Annotated in this window: 11 protein-coding genes and 1 tRNA gene; 7 read left to right on the plus strand and 5 right to left on the minus strand. The window is 64.0% G+C overall.

The window, feature by feature from the left end; all coding sequences use genetic code 11:
• Positions 1–53: 53 nt before the first annotated feature.
• The 4 genes from CH286_RS05985 to dcd form a co-directional block, all read right to left on the minus strand.
• Complete coding sequence (locus CH286_RS05985; protein WP_094608665.1) at positions 54–1,103, minus strand: hypothetical protein; 1,050 nt, start codon at positions 1,101–1,103, stop codon at positions 54–56.
• Positions 1,104–1,187: 84 nt separating this feature from the next.
• The gene (locus CH286_RS05990; RefSeq protein WP_094608666.1) at positions 1,188–2,630 is read right to left on the minus strand and encodes a CYTH and CHAD domain-containing protein; all 1,443 of its coding nucleotides are present in this window, start codon (positions 2,628–2,630) and stop codon (positions 1,188–1,190) included.
• 54 nt (positions 2,631–2,684) lie between these two features.
• Complete coding sequence (locus CH286_RS05995; protein WP_094608667.1) at positions 2,685–4,298, minus strand: Hsp70 family protein; 1,614 nt, start codon at positions 4,296–4,298, stop codon at positions 2,685–2,687.
• 102 nt (positions 4,299–4,400) lie between these two features.
• Entirely contained in the window at positions 4,401–4,979 is a 579-nt protein-coding gene (gene dcd / locus CH286_RS06000) for a dCTP deaminase (protein ID WP_032377592.1), read from the minus strand.
• Between the two features lie 140 nt (positions 4,980–5,119).
• Here dcd and CH286_RS06005 point away from each other — a divergent pair, with 140 nt between their 5' ends.
• The 6 genes from CH286_RS06005 (at position 5,120) to CH286_RS06030 (ending at position 12,206) form a co-directional block, all read left to right on the plus strand.
• Positions 5,120–5,833 (plus strand): hypothetical protein, encoded by a 714-nt coding sequence (locus tag CH286_RS06005; protein ID WP_141215807.1) that lies wholly within the window; start codon positions 5,120–5,122, stop codon positions 5,831–5,833.
• Positions 5,830–7,941 (plus strand): Rv1355c family protein, encoded by a 2,112-nt coding sequence (locus tag CH286_RS06010; protein WP_094608669.1) that lies wholly within the window; start codon positions 5,830–5,832, stop codon positions 7,939–7,941. Before CH286_RS06005 ends, CH286_RS06010 begins: the two co-directional genes overlap by 4 nt.
• Before the next feature lie 117 nt (positions 7,942–8,058).
• Complete coding sequence (locus CH286_RS06015) at positions 8,059–9,840, plus strand: putative bifunctional diguanylate cyclase/phosphodiesterase (protein WP_094608670.1); 1,782 nt, start codon at positions 8,059–8,061, stop codon at positions 9,838–9,840.
• A 32-nt stretch (positions 9,841–9,872) separates the two neighbouring features.
• A tRNA-Gly gene (locus CH286_RS06020) sits at positions 9,873–9,946 on the plus strand.
• A 269-nt stretch (positions 9,947–10,215) separates the two neighbouring features.
• Positions 10,216–11,067 (plus strand): glycoside hydrolase family 16 protein, encoded by an 852-nt coding sequence (locus CH286_RS06025; protein ID WP_032405296.1) that lies wholly within the window; start codon positions 10,216–10,218, stop codon positions 11,065–11,067.
• A 179-nt stretch (positions 11,068–11,246) separates the two neighbouring features.
• Positions 11,247–12,206: an esterase/lipase family protein gene (locus tag CH286_RS06030; protein WP_094608671.1), complete on the plus strand. Its 960-nt coding sequence runs from the start codon at positions 11,247–11,249 to the stop codon at positions 12,204–12,206.
• Between the two features lie 4 nt (positions 12,207–12,210).
• On the opposite strand, the gene CH286_RS06035 is transcribed toward CH286_RS06030, so the two are convergent.
• Positions 12,211–13,389 carry a PucR family transcriptional regulator gene (locus CH286_RS06035; RefSeq protein ID WP_032405294.1) on the minus strand — a complete coding sequence of 393 codons (1,179 nt, stop codon included), beginning with the start codon at positions 13,387–13,389 and terminating at the stop codon, positions 12,211–12,213.
• A 190-nt stretch (positions 13,390–13,579) separates the two neighbouring features.
• On the opposite strand from CH286_RS06035, the gene CH286_RS06040 reads away from it, so the two are divergent.
• Complete coding sequence (locus CH286_RS06040) at positions 13,580–15,304, plus strand: aldehyde dehydrogenase family protein (protein ID WP_094608734.1); 1,725 nt, start codon at positions 13,580–13,582, stop codon at positions 15,302–15,304.
• Positions 15,305–15,334: the final 30 nt, after the last annotated feature.

The following is a 15,334-nucleotide window of genomic DNA, read 5'->3' on the forward strand; positions in this document are numbered from 1 at the left end:
GACTTGTCCGAGTATCAAACCCGCTCGCTCACAAGGGAACAGCACGTTTCGGATCACTCGACCTGTTCCACCGTCGGTTCCGCGGAAGGCTCCTCCGGGGTGGACGTGGGCTCGGTTGTCACCGGAACCTCCACGGTGGTCGTGGGCGGATCCGTGTCCGGAACCTCGGGCTCGGGCTCCGGTTCCGGCTCGGGCTGTGGCTTCGGATCCTTGGTCGGAGTTCGCCCGCCGCCCGACTCGTCACCGTCGGGGGCGTCGGACGAGTTGCCGCCTCCACCGACGATCGCTCGGTCGGGCTGTCCGCCGCCGCCCGAACCGCCGGTGCCCGACGCCGCGTCGGCTACCGGAGTCGGAACGAGGGCCGCCGGTGGTGGTTCGCTCCACACGCCGACCGGCACCGGCCCGAACGGGGGTGCCTCGACGCCCTGCGCATCTACGGAAGGAAGTGTCGACGAACCGAGAGGTGCGCCCGTGGTACCGGCCACCACTGTCGCCGACGACGGCGTCTCGGCGACGACAACGGCGTCTGTTGTACCGACCGCGGGACTCTGTTCCGGGCCGGTCGCCGCCAGTGCCCAGACCGTCGCACCGCTGAGCGCGGCCAGTATTGCGATACCCAAGCCGATCATCGTCAGCCGAGCACTGCGTGGGGTGCCCGTCCGATCACCACCGGAAGGACCCCCGACGTCCTCGCCCGCGTCGAGCTCGTCAGGCGACAGCTCGCTCCGCCACGATGCAGGGCCGGTCGCGGTACCGAAGAGTGCGGCTGCGACTGCGAACGGAACCTCGACGTCCAACCGCGGATCTCCGGCATCCACCACCCCGACGTCGCGAACAGCATGAGCGACCAAGGCGGCGCGAACGATTCCGCAGAGCGCGATGCTGTCGCAGACCACCGCGGAACCGACGATGTGCAGATCGTTCTGGGCTGCCTGCACCCTCATGATTCCGAGCATCGTGGTGACGGCGTCACCGACACCGCCGGGAGCTGCGGCAACAGAAACAGTGCGGGTGGAAACAGGCCCGAGTTCGGGCAGATCGGCCTCGACCAGGACAGCCGACACTTCTTCGACACCGACGTGTACGCCGAGCGCTATGGACATGATCGTCGACTCCCCCGAATCCAATTCCGACTCAGAGTACCCTTCGGAACGCAAAACGGGGAATTCAATTGTTTTACGCGGCGATCAGAACTCCAGCTTGCTCGCCTCGTCTCGGGCCGCTTCTGCTGCGCGGCGCTCGCGCTCGAAGAGCAGACCGAACGTGAAACCGTTCTCCCCTGCCGTCGTCCCGGCTCGTGCACCCAGCGTCCGCAGAATGCCCGCCGCGATCACCGCATCCTGATGCTCGCCGAGCACTTCCTGAATCATCTTGAAACGCTTGATGTTTGCTTTCGAGACCTTCTTGTCCACCACCGGCGCGACCAACTCGGCCGCATACCGAGCTCGCTTCGACGCCTTGCGAGCGCGGTGCAACGCCTCGTCGTCGGTACCGAGCACCGCACTCTTCGTACGATCGATCGCCTTCTTCCCGGCCTTGCGTGCAAGCTTGACCAGCAGGCGATCGCTGACCTCTCCGTCGATCGGCAGCCCGCGCGACCATGCCGACAACTGCGTCAGCAGCGCGCGATAGCGGTCGCCGTCGAGTTCGGCCATCGCCGCTTCACGATGCCGAATCTGCTCTGCCAACAGATCGTTCTCGATACGCGAGGCCACCGGCCCCAGCACCCATTCGGACGGGAGTTCTCGCAGCGCCGCAGCGAACCGGGCGCGCTGCACCTGACGGTCTCGTACCTCACCCAGAAGACTTGCGTACCAAGATAGTTCGGCCTCCAGATGAGCTGCGGCCTCGTCCTCGAACGCACTCCCGAACACCCGAAGAGTGCTGCGATACCGTCTGATTGCCACCCGGGTGGAATGGATCGGGTCCAACCCGCGACGCAGATACACATCACCCGCGACGATTGCCTGCACCTGCTCGTCGAGGTAGTCCGTCAGCAGCCGAACTCCGGAGTCGGCCGGCACCTCGCGCACCACGGACAGCGCCCGATCCAACTTCGACGGATGCGCCGACGGGCGAGCACCCGCACCGCGCAGCAGCTTTCCGGCCTTCTTCAGAAACGACTCGGAGCCGGCCGGGCCGAGTTCGACCTCGACCTCCCGCCACCGCGGCCCCGTCGCGCCGCCGATCAAGACCACCGACACCTCGTCGTCGGCGATCTCCGCAACCACCGATCCGTCGGCGTCGGACACCGAATGCACCGTCCGACGCGTCGTCAAGGTCGCGACCGCGGACAACTGCCCGCCCATCACGGCGCCGCGAAGAACGTCGGCCAACTCGCCGGGCACCACGTCGTCGGCACCGCTGCCGAGAGGAAGTCGAATCTCCGTTCGCGCCTTCTCGGCTGGAACCTTCGCATGCCAGCCGTTGTCCGAATCTCCGGTGCGCCGCCGCAGCGTGATTCCCCGTCGCAACAGATCGTGCCCGGCAGTGTCGAAGTACTCGCTGATCAGATCGGTCTCACTCGTCGCCAGGACCCCATCGGTGGGCACCAGCGAAGCGAGAGTGGGCAACTCGAAATGTGCGTCGACGTCGAACTTGTCTTCGCGCTCGGTCTGAATCGACTCCATACGACCATCCTGCCTCGAGTACCGGGTCCGACGGCGGCGGAAAGCGCAGACCCGTCAGCCTCGCGGCATGTCCAGTTTCGGGAACGGGAAATCGAACGTCCGAGTCGTGCGGGTGGTGGTCGTCGGACGAGCGGTGGTGGTCGTCGGGCGCGTGCTGGTGGTCGCCGGAGCCTGTGTGGTCGTGGGCGGTGAAGCCGTCGTCGTCGGAGCCGCCGTCGACTGCTCCGACGTGGGCCTGACGGGAGCCGTCGACCCGTCGTCATCGGGAGTCGCACCGGTTGAGGCCGTTGTTCGCCGCGGCGCGGTTGCTCGTGCCGCATCGGAGGTCGTGGATGCGTCCGACGAGGATGTCGTGGGTGCCGGGGAGGAGGCGTCCCCGGACGGGGATGTCGACGTCGTCGTGGTCGCGAGCGGCACCGATGACCGATCCGGATCTGCAGGGGAACCGGCCGATGCAGGCTCCACGGACTGGGAGCGGACCGTCTGCGATGAATCCTGCGAGCTGCCGACGGACGGTGCCGGATCGTCGGTATTGGTCCGCGCTGCTGCGGCGACGACGGTCCCGGCCGCACAGACCGCAACCAGTGCGGCGACTGCGCGTCCGAGATGCCGCGACTTGTTGGCTCTGGTCATCCGCTTGGAGGAGGTGTCGCTGTGCCGCGGGCGTTTGGAGACCACCGCACCCACCGGGACAACTGCGGCCACCTCACGATCGGCGGAATCGCCACCGACGGCCGCGAATTGCTCGGTGATCGCGTCGTGCGTCGTCGGCGCAGGCCGCACGCCTACCGTCCGAGCAATCCCTGCAGCACCGCGGGCCGCCAACAGTTCCGGTTCTTCGGGAACGAACACCGGCATCGAGACCGCGTCGAACAAGACCTGTCGAACGATCTGCATGTTGGCACCGCCACCCACCGCGACGACGGCGTCGACGCGGATGCCCCGCGCACCGACGGCGTCGAGCACATCGACTGCCATCGAGACGGCTCGGTGCACCGAGTCGCCGATGAGCTCGTCGAGAGTGCCGCGCCACAATGTCGCGCGACCGCCGACGAAAGGTCCGAGAACCGAGACGCTGCGCAGGAGCGAAAGTTGGTGTTTACCGACTCGGACGTCGTGGACGAGCCGTCGCCGGGCCTCGACCGTCAGTGCCTCCGCTGCCCCGAACGTGGCGATGAGGTGATCGCACAGGACACGATCGCAGGCATCACCACCCAATTCATCGGTGCGAGACGCGGCGAGTACCCGGCCGCTGTGGACATCCACCACGGACACCGACGTGCCGGACGCACCGACGTCGAACAGCGCGACGCAGCTCTCCCCGGCCAGTACACCCGTTTCCCGGAGCGCACCCAGCTGGGCACCGAGCTCAGAGACGAGCACAACGTCGTCGGAGAAATCCTGGTCGAAGGCCGTTCTGGGGTCGCTTTCGCGAAGCGCGAGAACCGGGTAGAAGTCAGCGGACGCATGCTCGGCTGCCAGATTGTGCACCGAGGTGATGACGGCATCCCAGGGATCGGGTGCAAGACCGTTGGGCGCCGGCCCTGACGCCACTGGTTCGTGTACTTCCATGACGGAACCGGGGCGAGTGTTGTTGCTGATCACGCTGCGAACACCGCTCGATCCCAGTGACGCACCGAGTACAGACGCACCGACAACCGCGGACACAAGAAACCTCGTTCTGGTAGGCCCCAACCCACGTTAGGTCACCAGAGTACCGCTACAACCGGCCATTCGTCATGTTTCGAAGGCCGAAAACAAACTCGGGGGTCAGTCGACGCTCGACTGATTGAAGTTCAGGTACGCCTTGGACGGGGTGGGACCGCGCTGGCCCTGGTACTTCGACCCGACGGCGGCGCTGCCGTAGGGGTTCTCGGCGGGCGACGACAGCCGGAAGAGGCACAGCTGCCCGATCTTCATTCCCGGCCACAATGTGATCGGAAGATTGGCGACGTTGGACAACTCCAATGTGATGTGACCGCTGAAGCCCGGGTCGATGAACCCTGCCGTCGAATGAGTGAGCAGACCGAGCCGTCCGAGTGAGCTCTTTCCTTCGAGTCGACCGGCCAGATAATCCGGCAGCGTCGTCAGCTCCAAGGTGGAGCCGAGCACGAACTCGCCCGGGTGCAGAACGAAGGGTTCGCCGGCCTCGGGCTCGACCAGCGTCGTCAACTCGTCCTGCTGCAACGCCGGATCGATGTGCGTGTAGCGCGTGTTGTTGAACACACGAAACAGCTTGTCGAGCCGTACATCGACGCTCGACGGCTGAACCATCGACGGGTCGAACGGCTCGATGGCCAGGTTGCCAAGGGTCACTTCGGCACGGATGTCACGGTCGGAGAGCAGCACCTCTGCAGGCTACTGGTCCACTACTGCCTCCGGCGACACACCCGAGCCCCGGTCAGGGCGAGTAGCTAGGCAAAAGAAAATCCGGACAATCGAGCGGCACCAACTTTCACACTCGGGCAACTCCTATCAGGAAGAGTGAAATGAGAATTCCATTCGACGTTCCGTCGTACCAGGACGATCGATCTCGATGCCGCATTGTCGCCGCAACACCCGGAAACAATCCGGTGCTGTGGGAACAATTCCTCGACGGCGCAGAAAAAAGTTATATGAGACATGGTGTTGCTTCTGCGCTCGAAATGTCGACCATTCGAGACGGTGACACCACCACCCTGTTCTTCGCAGCACTCGATCACGCCGAGGTGATGGTCGGCGGGGTGCGCGTGCAAGGGCCGTATTCCTCGGTGGATCAATCACACGCACTCGTCGAATTCGCGGGACATCCCAACGGGCGCCGCCGCGTTCACGCCATGCTCGCCGAGCGCATCGCGCACGGGGTGGTCGAACTGAAGTCGGCATGGGTCGCGCAGGACGCACACCGCGGCCGCGCCATCACGGCAGTGATCGCGGAATCGCCCGCGTACAGCACCGCGATGCTCGGCGCGCGGTACGCACTGGCCACCGCCGCCTCCCATGTCCGCAGCGCATGGCTCGACACCGGCGCGATCATCGCCACCCAGATCGAACCCATCCCCTATCCCGACGAGCGATACCGAACAGAGGTGTTCTGGTGGGACAGGCGAACTCTCGCGTTCGACGCCGAACTGTCCACCTGGCGGCGGATGCGTCGCAACACAGTCACCTTGCTCGCCCACCGTCGACCGTCCATCGGACTCCCGGAAGCAGTGGCATCATGAGCGAGGTATGGCAGCCTGTGATATTCGACAAGACGGATGCTGCACAGCGCGCCGCCCTGGCGGAACTCGAACAGGATACGAGCCTGACATTTCTCGATGAGCGCGAGACGCAGAGAAACGGCTTGCGCACTCTCCTTCCCAGCCCTGAGCAGAGCCTTCTCGAAGAGAACGACCGGTGGGTGTACTTCCCGTGGAGAAAAACGGTGGTCGCGGTTCTCGGACCCACGGCATTTCGACACCTGAGACTCGACAGAAACCGGAACAAGATAACCCGTTCCGAACAGAATTCATTGGGAGATCTCACCATCGGAATTATCGGCCTCAGCGTCGGGCACGCCATTGCCCACACGTTGGCACTCGAAGGAATCTGCGGAACGCTGCGCCTTGCAGACTTCGACGCCATCGAGCTCTCCAATCTCAACAGAATTCCGGCATCCATCCTCGATCTCGGTATCAACAAAGCGGTCGTCGCGGCTAGACGCATTGCGGAGATCGATCCGTATCTGCGGATAGAAATAGTCGAGGACGGAATCACGGAGGACACCATCGACGGGTTCTTCGACGGACTGGACCTTCTCGTCGAGGAATGCGACTCACTCGACGTCAAGGTCCTCGCCCGCGAAGCAGCCAGATCGCGCCGTATCCCGGTGTTGATGGAGACATCCGACCGTGGGTTGCTCGACGTCGAACGCTTCGACCTCGAACCCGAGCGCCCGGTGTTCCACGGCGTACTCGGAGAGATCGACTCGACGCGCCTGCGAGGCCTGGGCACCCGGGACAAGATCCCGATCGTGCTCGACCAGCTGGACGCCGCGCTCCTCTCGGCGCGCATGGCCGCCTCGATGGTGGAGGTGAGCGAGACGATCGAGACGTGGCCACAGCTGGGCGGCGACGTCCAGCTCGGTGGTGCCACCGTCGCGGCCGCTGTTCGACGCTTCGGCACCGGAGCCCACCTCCCGTCCGGACGAATCCGGATCGACCTCGACACGCATCTCGATGCGCTCGCCTCTCCGCATCCGACTCGGACGGAGGAACTGTCCCCGACCGATGGTGCAGACGGTTCGCCGACGAGCTCCGTCGATCCCGACGAAGCCGTTCTCGATGCTGCCCGACGCGCACCGTCCGGCGGCAACAGTCAGCCGTGGACGCTGTCGACCGACGGACGCACGGTGACGATAGGCATCGACCGATCCCGCACCTCGACACTCGACATCGCTTTCCGCGGCAGCTGTGTAGCAGTGGGTGCCGCGGCCTTCAACGCTCGCGTGGCCGCCGCCGCTCAGGGCAGATTCGACGGTGAGCTCATCACCGACCACGGAGTCGAAATCTCGTTGAGTGACCGTGACTCCGAACCGATCACCGATCGACGCCTCCTCGACGGCGTTGTCGGACGATGCACCGATCGGGAGTTGGGCACCGCCGAGCCTCTCGACGCGAGCGTTGCAGCAGACGTCGTTGCTGCGGCCGCGACGGAAGGTGGGCGAGCCGTGCTGCTGACGGCACGCGAATCCATTTCTGCGGCTGCGGACATCCTCGCCGACGCCGACCGTATTCGGTATCTCACACCACATCTGCACCGAGAGATGTTCTCCGAGTTGAGATGGCCGGGAGATCCCGATCCGGACCGAGGCATCGAGGTAACGAGCCTGGGGATCGACGACGCGGATCTGTCCAAGCTCGAGATCGTCAAGCGGCCGGACGTCATGGCGCTCGTCGATGCCTGGGACGCCGGCGCGGCGTTGGGTTCCGACATGCGTGATCGGGTGCTGTCGAGCTCGGCGCTCGTGGTGATCGTCGTACCCGGATCGACCGCAGACCATTACATTCGGGGAGGATATGCAACGGAGAACGTTTGGGTAACTGCGCATTTGCACGGTCTGGCCGTACAGCCGGTTTCCCCCGTGTTCCTGTACGCACGCACCCCGGAAGAACATCAGCAGCTGTCGATGCACCGCGGAGAAGCGTTGCAGGAGTTGAACTCGAGGTTTCGCACACTCCTCGACATCACCGACATCGAATCGGTAGCGCTGGTGTTGCGGCTCGGTTGCGCCCCGAAAAGCAGGATATACAGTCGCAGAGTGCCTGTTTCGGCTCTCGGATCGGGGTAGAGTCCGGCAAAGACCAGGGGGAACAGTCCTGCACTGTGTCTGCGAAGAGGCGGGAGCGGGGCACTGGCGCACACACAGACGCTCGAGGTTCTCGTCACCGGCGTCGCAACCGAACTCATGGGAGTCGATGCGGCGACGGTGCACGAGGCGTACGAATCCGTGCTGCGGCGACTCGTGGACCACCTCGGCATCGACTTCGGTTTCCTCAGGCACAACGATTTCGAGGCGAGAGCCACTGTGCTCAGCGCGGAATGGCCCCGACGACTGAGTAGGCCCGATCCGGATCCGCTGGCCGTCGTGAAATTCGAAGACGCCGATTCGGTGTTCGCACTGGCCGAAACACTGACCGAACCGGCAGTGTTTCGGCCGGGCCAGCAACAGGATGGCTATCGCCGACGCGTCGAGCAGGGATCGGGATTCTCCGCGACGTCGATGGCCGTGGTGCCGCTGCTGCACGCGGAACGAACCATCGGCATCCTCGGCCTGATCAAGATCGGCGACCGGTCCTGGTCCGAGATAGAACTCAACGCTCTCAAAGCAATTGCGGCGCTGCTCTCCCAACTACAAGCACGAGTGATCGCCGAGGAACAACTGCGATTCGCGGCCCTGCACGACCATTTGACCTCACTGCCGAACCGCACGGCCCTCGCACAGCACCTCCGCGAACGACTCGACCCGTCCATGCCCGGTCCCGTCGCGGTGATGCACATCGACCTCGATCGACTCAAAGCACTGAACGACTTTCTCGGGCATCTCGCCGGAGACCACTTCCTCGAAACCATCGCGAATCGACTGCAGAGCTTCGTCGGCGATTCGGCCGGCATGGTCGCGCGTCTGGGCGGCGACGAGTTCGTCGTCGTACTCGCCGGGCCGTGCTCGGCCCGCGTCGCGACACACCACGCCGAACTCATCGCCGATGCCATGAACGCACCCGTCACCCTCGGTGTCGAACGAATAAGCCGCAGCGCGAGTATCGGCATCGCCTTCGGCCAACCCGGCCGGCACACCGCGGAATCACTGCTGCGACAGGCAGATCGAGCAGCATTGGTTGCCAAACGTGCAGGCGGTCATGACATCGCTCTGTTCACCGACGAAATGCATGCCGATTCCGAACTACGCAACGACGTCGAGATCCACCTGCGCGACGCCATCGCAGGCGATTCGTTGATCCTGCATTTTCAGCCCGAGGTGGACCTCGTCTCGGGACGGATCACCGCAGTCGAAGCATTGGTTCGATGGCAGCACCCCACCCGTGGACTGCTACCCCCGTCCGCGTTCATCCCGGTCGCGGAGGAGACGAACCTCGCCGGAGAACTCGGTCGCTGGGTTCTCGAACACGCCTGCCGCACGCTGGCCGACTGGCAGCGGGACATCCCCGAGCTCGACATCTCGATGCGCGTGAACATATCGCCGGTCCAACTCGTCACCAACGGTTTTGTCGGCGCCGTCGCCAGAGCACTGGAAGAGTTCTCGATAGCAGGCCCCAACCTCTGCCTGGAGATCACCGAAGTGGCAGTGGTGCAGGACCTCTCACGCACTCGCGTGACGCTCCGCGAACTTCGCGAACTCGGCGTGCAAATAGCGATCGACGATTTCGGTACCGGATACAGCTCACTGTCGCACCTGAAGGAACTGCCCGTCGACGCACTCAAGATCGATCGCGCCTTCGTCACCGAGCTCGGCAACGGAACCACCGGCGACCTCGCCATCGTCCAGTCCATCATCGGACTCGCCGACGCGTTCGGGCTCAGCATCATCGCCGAAGGCGTCGAAACGCAGAGCGCCAGAAACACCCTCATCGAACTGGGCTGCACTCGCGCGCAGGGCTACCTGTTCTCCAAACCGGTAGCCGCCGCAGACGCCCTGATCCTGCTGCACGGTGTGCGAATCGACGTCTGAGTGCCCTGCTAACCTGAACAGCGCAACACCGCGCCGGTGTAGTTCATTGGTAGAACGCGACCTTCCCAAGGTTGAGAGGCGGGTTCGATTCCCGTCACCGGCTCCACGGACCGACCCTTCGGCCTCACCTCCGACTCACGAACAACCCTGAACACACGGACTATCCCGAGTCACTACATTCACTCCTGAAACAAACCGACCAACGGGTCGATCGGTCGGTACCCTCGCAAAAGACCGATAGCGTATGCGAATTCATTCATTGTATTCGCAAGAATTCCTGCATTTCAAAAGAGTCTTCTTCCGCCTTCATCGGCGTGCTAGAAATCGAATGTCGACTTTCTTTCACACGACATCTGACCTGACAGGAATCCCCTCATGCGTTCACTATCGACCCTTGCTGCGGTCACCCTGACGACATTGGCCGTTGCCGTCTCGTCGGCCACCGCGGCCCCCGCGCTCGCTGCGCCCCTGAGAACCCAAGGCGGAGCAGGAACCCTCCTGTGGGAAGATCAATTCAACGGCTACGGCGGACCGGACCCCTCCAAATGGGGGTTCCAGACCGGCCGGTGGGGTGCGAGTTCCGGTGAGCAGCAGTACTATACGAACTCCTGGAACAATGCGAACCAGTTCAACGGAACCCTGAACATCACCGCGCGTCGCGAAACCCCGCCGGACGGCAAGGGGGCACCGAACAACTTCACCAGCGCTCGAGTGGTCAGCATGGGCAAGCAGTCGGCAACCCCACCGGTACGCATCGAGGCGTCGATCAAGATGCCGAGCGCACAGGGTTTGTTGCCGGCATTCTGGACACTGGGACTCCAGCCCGGCGGTGAGTATTCGTGGCCCAGTCAAGGCGAGATAGACGCGGTCGAAATTCCCGGATTGAACGGGCCATCGTTCAATTTGCATGGTCCCTCGAAAAGGAATTCGAGCCAGGACGTGAAAGCAGGCGGAGGAATGGGTCCCGTCGGAAACGGCTTTCACACCTACCGAATCGACTGGCTACCGACCAGTATCACCTGGTTCGTCGACGGAGTTGCGAGATATTCACTGACCAAGGCTCAGTACGAGGCGAAAGGCGGCAACTGGAAGGCATTCTCGGGTGCCTGGCCGCATTACATCCTGCTCAACGTGGCAGTGGGCAACAACTGGGTCGGGAAGACACCCACGAGCACACCGTACCCGCAGACCATGAGCGTCGACTGGCTCCGCGTGAGCCGTCTCTGACCTGCAGGTAAGCCCGATCGATCGAGGGGCCCAGCCACATCGGCTGGGCCCCTCGTCGTGCGTCGATCAACTCTCCTCTTTTCGCTCGGTTCTTTGTAGCAGAACAATTCTTAGGACTTTTACCGGTCAAACGCGTTGGTCATAGGGACATCTCACAAATTCAGGAATACCGTCTGTACATGCGCGGATCACGCCAGAGTCTGATCACCCTCGTCATCGCCGCTGCTGCTGTCGCCATCGCTGCACCGACCGCACAAGCGACTCCACTGATGCCCATTGCGGCTGCGCCCGAGCAACCCGACCACGCCGACGCCATCCGCTACGCGGCAACCAACCGTGACGCCGCCCCACCCGGGTCCAACGTCATGAGCTGCACACCCACCGCAGAGCACCCCGACCCCGTCATCCTGGTGCACGGCACCGACTCCACTGCGTACTCCGATTGGGCCGCCTTCTCCCCGATACTCCGAGCAGCCGGATTCTGCGTGTTCGCCATCAACTACGGTGCATCTCCCGACGGCACGAGCAACGGCTACGGTGCCATCGAAGACAGTGCGGCACAACTGAAATCGATGGCCGAGTCCATCCTGGACACGACCGGGGCTGCAGCGGTCGATGTGGTCGGTTACTCACAGGGTGCTGCGGTCGCACGATACTTCGTCAATCGGCTCGGCGGTAACGCCATGGTGCGTCGCTGGGTGGGAATTGCATCCCCGACCTACGGCGGCACCATGTACGGAGCCACCCCCGTCGTGCAGGCTGTGCCCGGTGCAACCAGTCTGGTGGCAGGCGAATTCGGACCCGGGCTGGCGCAACTGATGGCCGGATCCGACTTTCTCGATCGCCTCAATGCAGGCGGCGACACCGTGCCCGGCGTCGAGTACACGTCCATCGCAACCAGAGTCGACGAAGTGATTCAGCCGTATACCAATGCGCTACTTCGGGATCCCGGAGCCCAGAACATCGTGGTGCAGGACGTGTGCCCCGACACCGAGGTAGCGCACTTCACGTTCACCTACGATCCCACTGCACTGCGCTTGGCGCTCAATGCACTGGATCCAGCGAACGCACGCCCCCCGACGTGCGTCCCGGTACCCCTGGGATCCGGAATCCTCGACGTTGTCCTGGCGAGCAATTGATGTCTCAGGTGAGCAGTTGATGCGCTCTGAGTCCGACGTACAGTTCTGCGGCCTGAACGGGATCACGAAAATCTCGGCCGGTCAGCTCGGCAATCCGACGTAGCCGATACAACACCGTATTGCGGTGATAGTGCAGCGATTCGGCCGCACCCTTGGTGGATCCACCGCACGAGAACCACGCGTCGAGTGTGGCCAGCAGGCTCTGCCGCTCGGCGCGTGGCAACGCCAGTAGATCGCCGAGGATCTGACGCGAGGCAATGCGACCCGACTTCGGATCGCGGACCAACAACAGCGGCACCGGTACCGAGTCGTATCGAATCGGCGTCGACTCGGCAGTGCAACAGGATCTCGCCAGCCGCGCTTGAACCACGGCGTCACCGATACCCGACGGGGACCGAAAGACCGAACTCACCCCTACCCGCCCCGCACACAATTCACGCAGCGTCACCAACGCGGAGTCGATCTCCGATTCGGTTGCCGCGCACATCAACCCGACGCTTCCGTCCACCTCCGCATCCCACACGGACTCGGTGCCCGTCGAACGAAGTCGCGCGATCAACCCGTCGACCCCCACCGCCGTGGTCAGCGGCTCCTGCGAGACCACCACGAAGTAACCGTGGTCGGGAATGCGAAATGCTCGCAGCGCGTCGGCAGCCGCGGACGGATTCGCCGTGTGATCGGCGAAGAGAACCCGAATGAGTCGGCCACGGGCCTCGGCACTCTCGCGGGCACGCATGTCTGCGCTCTGCCGATAGGCCTCCGCGGCCTCGTCGGAATACACGTCGACCAGAGCCCACACCTGTGCTGCCATGTCGAGAAGTGCGTGACTCGCCCGGCCGTCCGAGCGCAGCATCAACTCGTCCCAGACCAACCTGCCGCCGAGCCGGAACGCGTGCAGCAGTGCAGCCAGCGGTACCCCCTGCTCGGCCTTGAGTCGGCCTGCGGCCTGTGCCGACTCCAGCTGCATGGGCGCGCGACCGGACAGCTTGCCCAGCATCGACGCCAGATTGCTCCGCGCCGCCTCGTGCAGCTGCTCGGGCGTGAGCAGCGTCGATTCGAGGTATGCATGCTCGGCCCCGAGGATCCGACGCACCAGTTCGCTCGCCAGATCGTCGACGCCGTCGAGCATCGTCGCGGCCAGATCGGTCGGTGACGGATGCAGATCCAATTCGGTCGCGGTCATGACAGAACTCTAACCGCACCCATGTAAGTCACGCCACACCCGAACTGTGCGACGGCACAAACGGTGGGACTCGATTGACAGCGGTGGCCCATAGCGTCCACGCCACGAATGCGACGACAATCACACTCGAAGCCGTGTATCCGAACAACGATCTGGAGCCGAGAAGTTGACCAGCGAAGCCACCCCGTACCTGCATCCCGCCCCGACCACTGGCTCCGACTCCCAGCCAGCCGTCGATGCCGCTCTCACCGATCTGTCTCAGGGTGAGAAGAACTGGGGACAACTCACCCTGGCCGATCGGCGGGCACTGCTCGAACGCATGCACGCGCTGACCTCCACTCACGCCCAGGAATGGGTGACCGCGGCCTCGTCGATCAAGGGCCTCGACAGCTCGTCCAGCCTCGTCGGCGAGGAATGGTTGTCCGGCCCCTACTCCTTCCTCGGTGCGCTCGGTGCCCTCTCCCACACGCTCACGGCGCTGGAAGCGGGCACCAGTCCGCTGGCCGATGTGAAGTTCGGGACGGCGCCCGGCGGGCGGACGACGGTGTCGGTGCTGCCGCTCAACATCTTCGACCGCCTGCTACTCAACGGGTTCACCGGCGAGGTATGGCTGAAGCCCGGAATCGATCGTGCGACTGCACAGCGCACCGCGGGGCTCGCCCAACTCGACCCGGCGCACACCGCAGGCATCGGAGTGGTACTCGGAGCAGGCAACATCACCTCGATCGCCCCGCTCGACGCCCTGTACGAACTGCTCGCGTTCAACCGGGTGGTCGCACTCAAGCTGAACCCCATCATGGATCCACTGCTACCGGTGTTCGAGAAGGTGCTCGCACCCCTCGTCGACATCGGCGCACTTCGCCTGCTCACCGGCGGTGCCGATGTGGGCACCTACCTGGTTCGGCACGATCTCGTCGACCACGTTCACATGACCGGAAGCTCCCTCACACACGACGCGATCGTGTTCGGCACGGGCAACGACGGAGCCGCCCGCAAGGCCGCGAACGACCCGATTCTCACCAAGGACATCTCCAGCGAGCTCGGCGGCGTCTCGCCCACCATCGTGCTGCCAGGTGAGTGGAGCCGCGCCGACATCTTGTTCCAGGCCGAACACGTTGCCACCCAACGACTGCACAACAGTGGGTACAACTGTGTCGCATCGCAGGTCGTCGTGCTGTCCTCCGAATGGAAGCAGCGCGACGAATTCATCGCTGCTCTGCGCGCGGCACTCGATCGCGCACCGGCACGCACTCCCTACTACCCGGGCAGCGACAAAAGGGTGTCCGACGCCACCGCCACCTACCCGGCCGCGGAACGACTCGGCGACGGTGGGGGCCGCGTGCTCATCACCGATCTGAACCCCGGTGAATACGCACCCCTGCTGCAAACCGAATACTTCGCTCCGGTTATGGGTGTCATCGAATTGCCCTACAGCGGTGCAGCATTCGCAGCCAAGGCCGTCCAGGCCGCGAACGAGGAATTCACCGGCACCCTCGGTATCAACATCATCGGCTCCCCTGCCACCATCAAGGGACTCGGCGAGAAGTTCGACACCATGCTCGCCGAACTGCGGTACGGCACCATCGCCGTGAACGCATGGACAGCACTCGGTTTCCTCACCGCATCGGCCACCTGGGGCGCCTACCCAGGTCACACCGTCGACGACGTGCAGAGTGGAATCGGCATCGTGCACAACGCATTGCTGATCGACGGGCCCGAAAGAACAGTGGTCCGTGGCCCCTTCCGTCCCCTGTCGCGTTCACTGATCAACGGGGAACTCTCCATCTCCCCGAAGCCGCCGTGGTTCGTCACCAACAAGACCGCAGCATCGACCGGCAAATTGCTCACTGCATTCGCCGGTGCACCGTCCTGGGCCAAACTGCCCGCGATATTCGCCTCCGCCCTGCGCGGCTGACACCCCTGCGCCCGCCACGACTTCAAGGAC

This window comes from Rhodococcus sp. WWJCD1, assembly GCF_002258735.1.
Classification (GTDB): domain Bacteria; phylum Actinomycetota; class Actinomycetes; order Mycobacteriales; family Mycobacteriaceae; genus Rhodococcoides.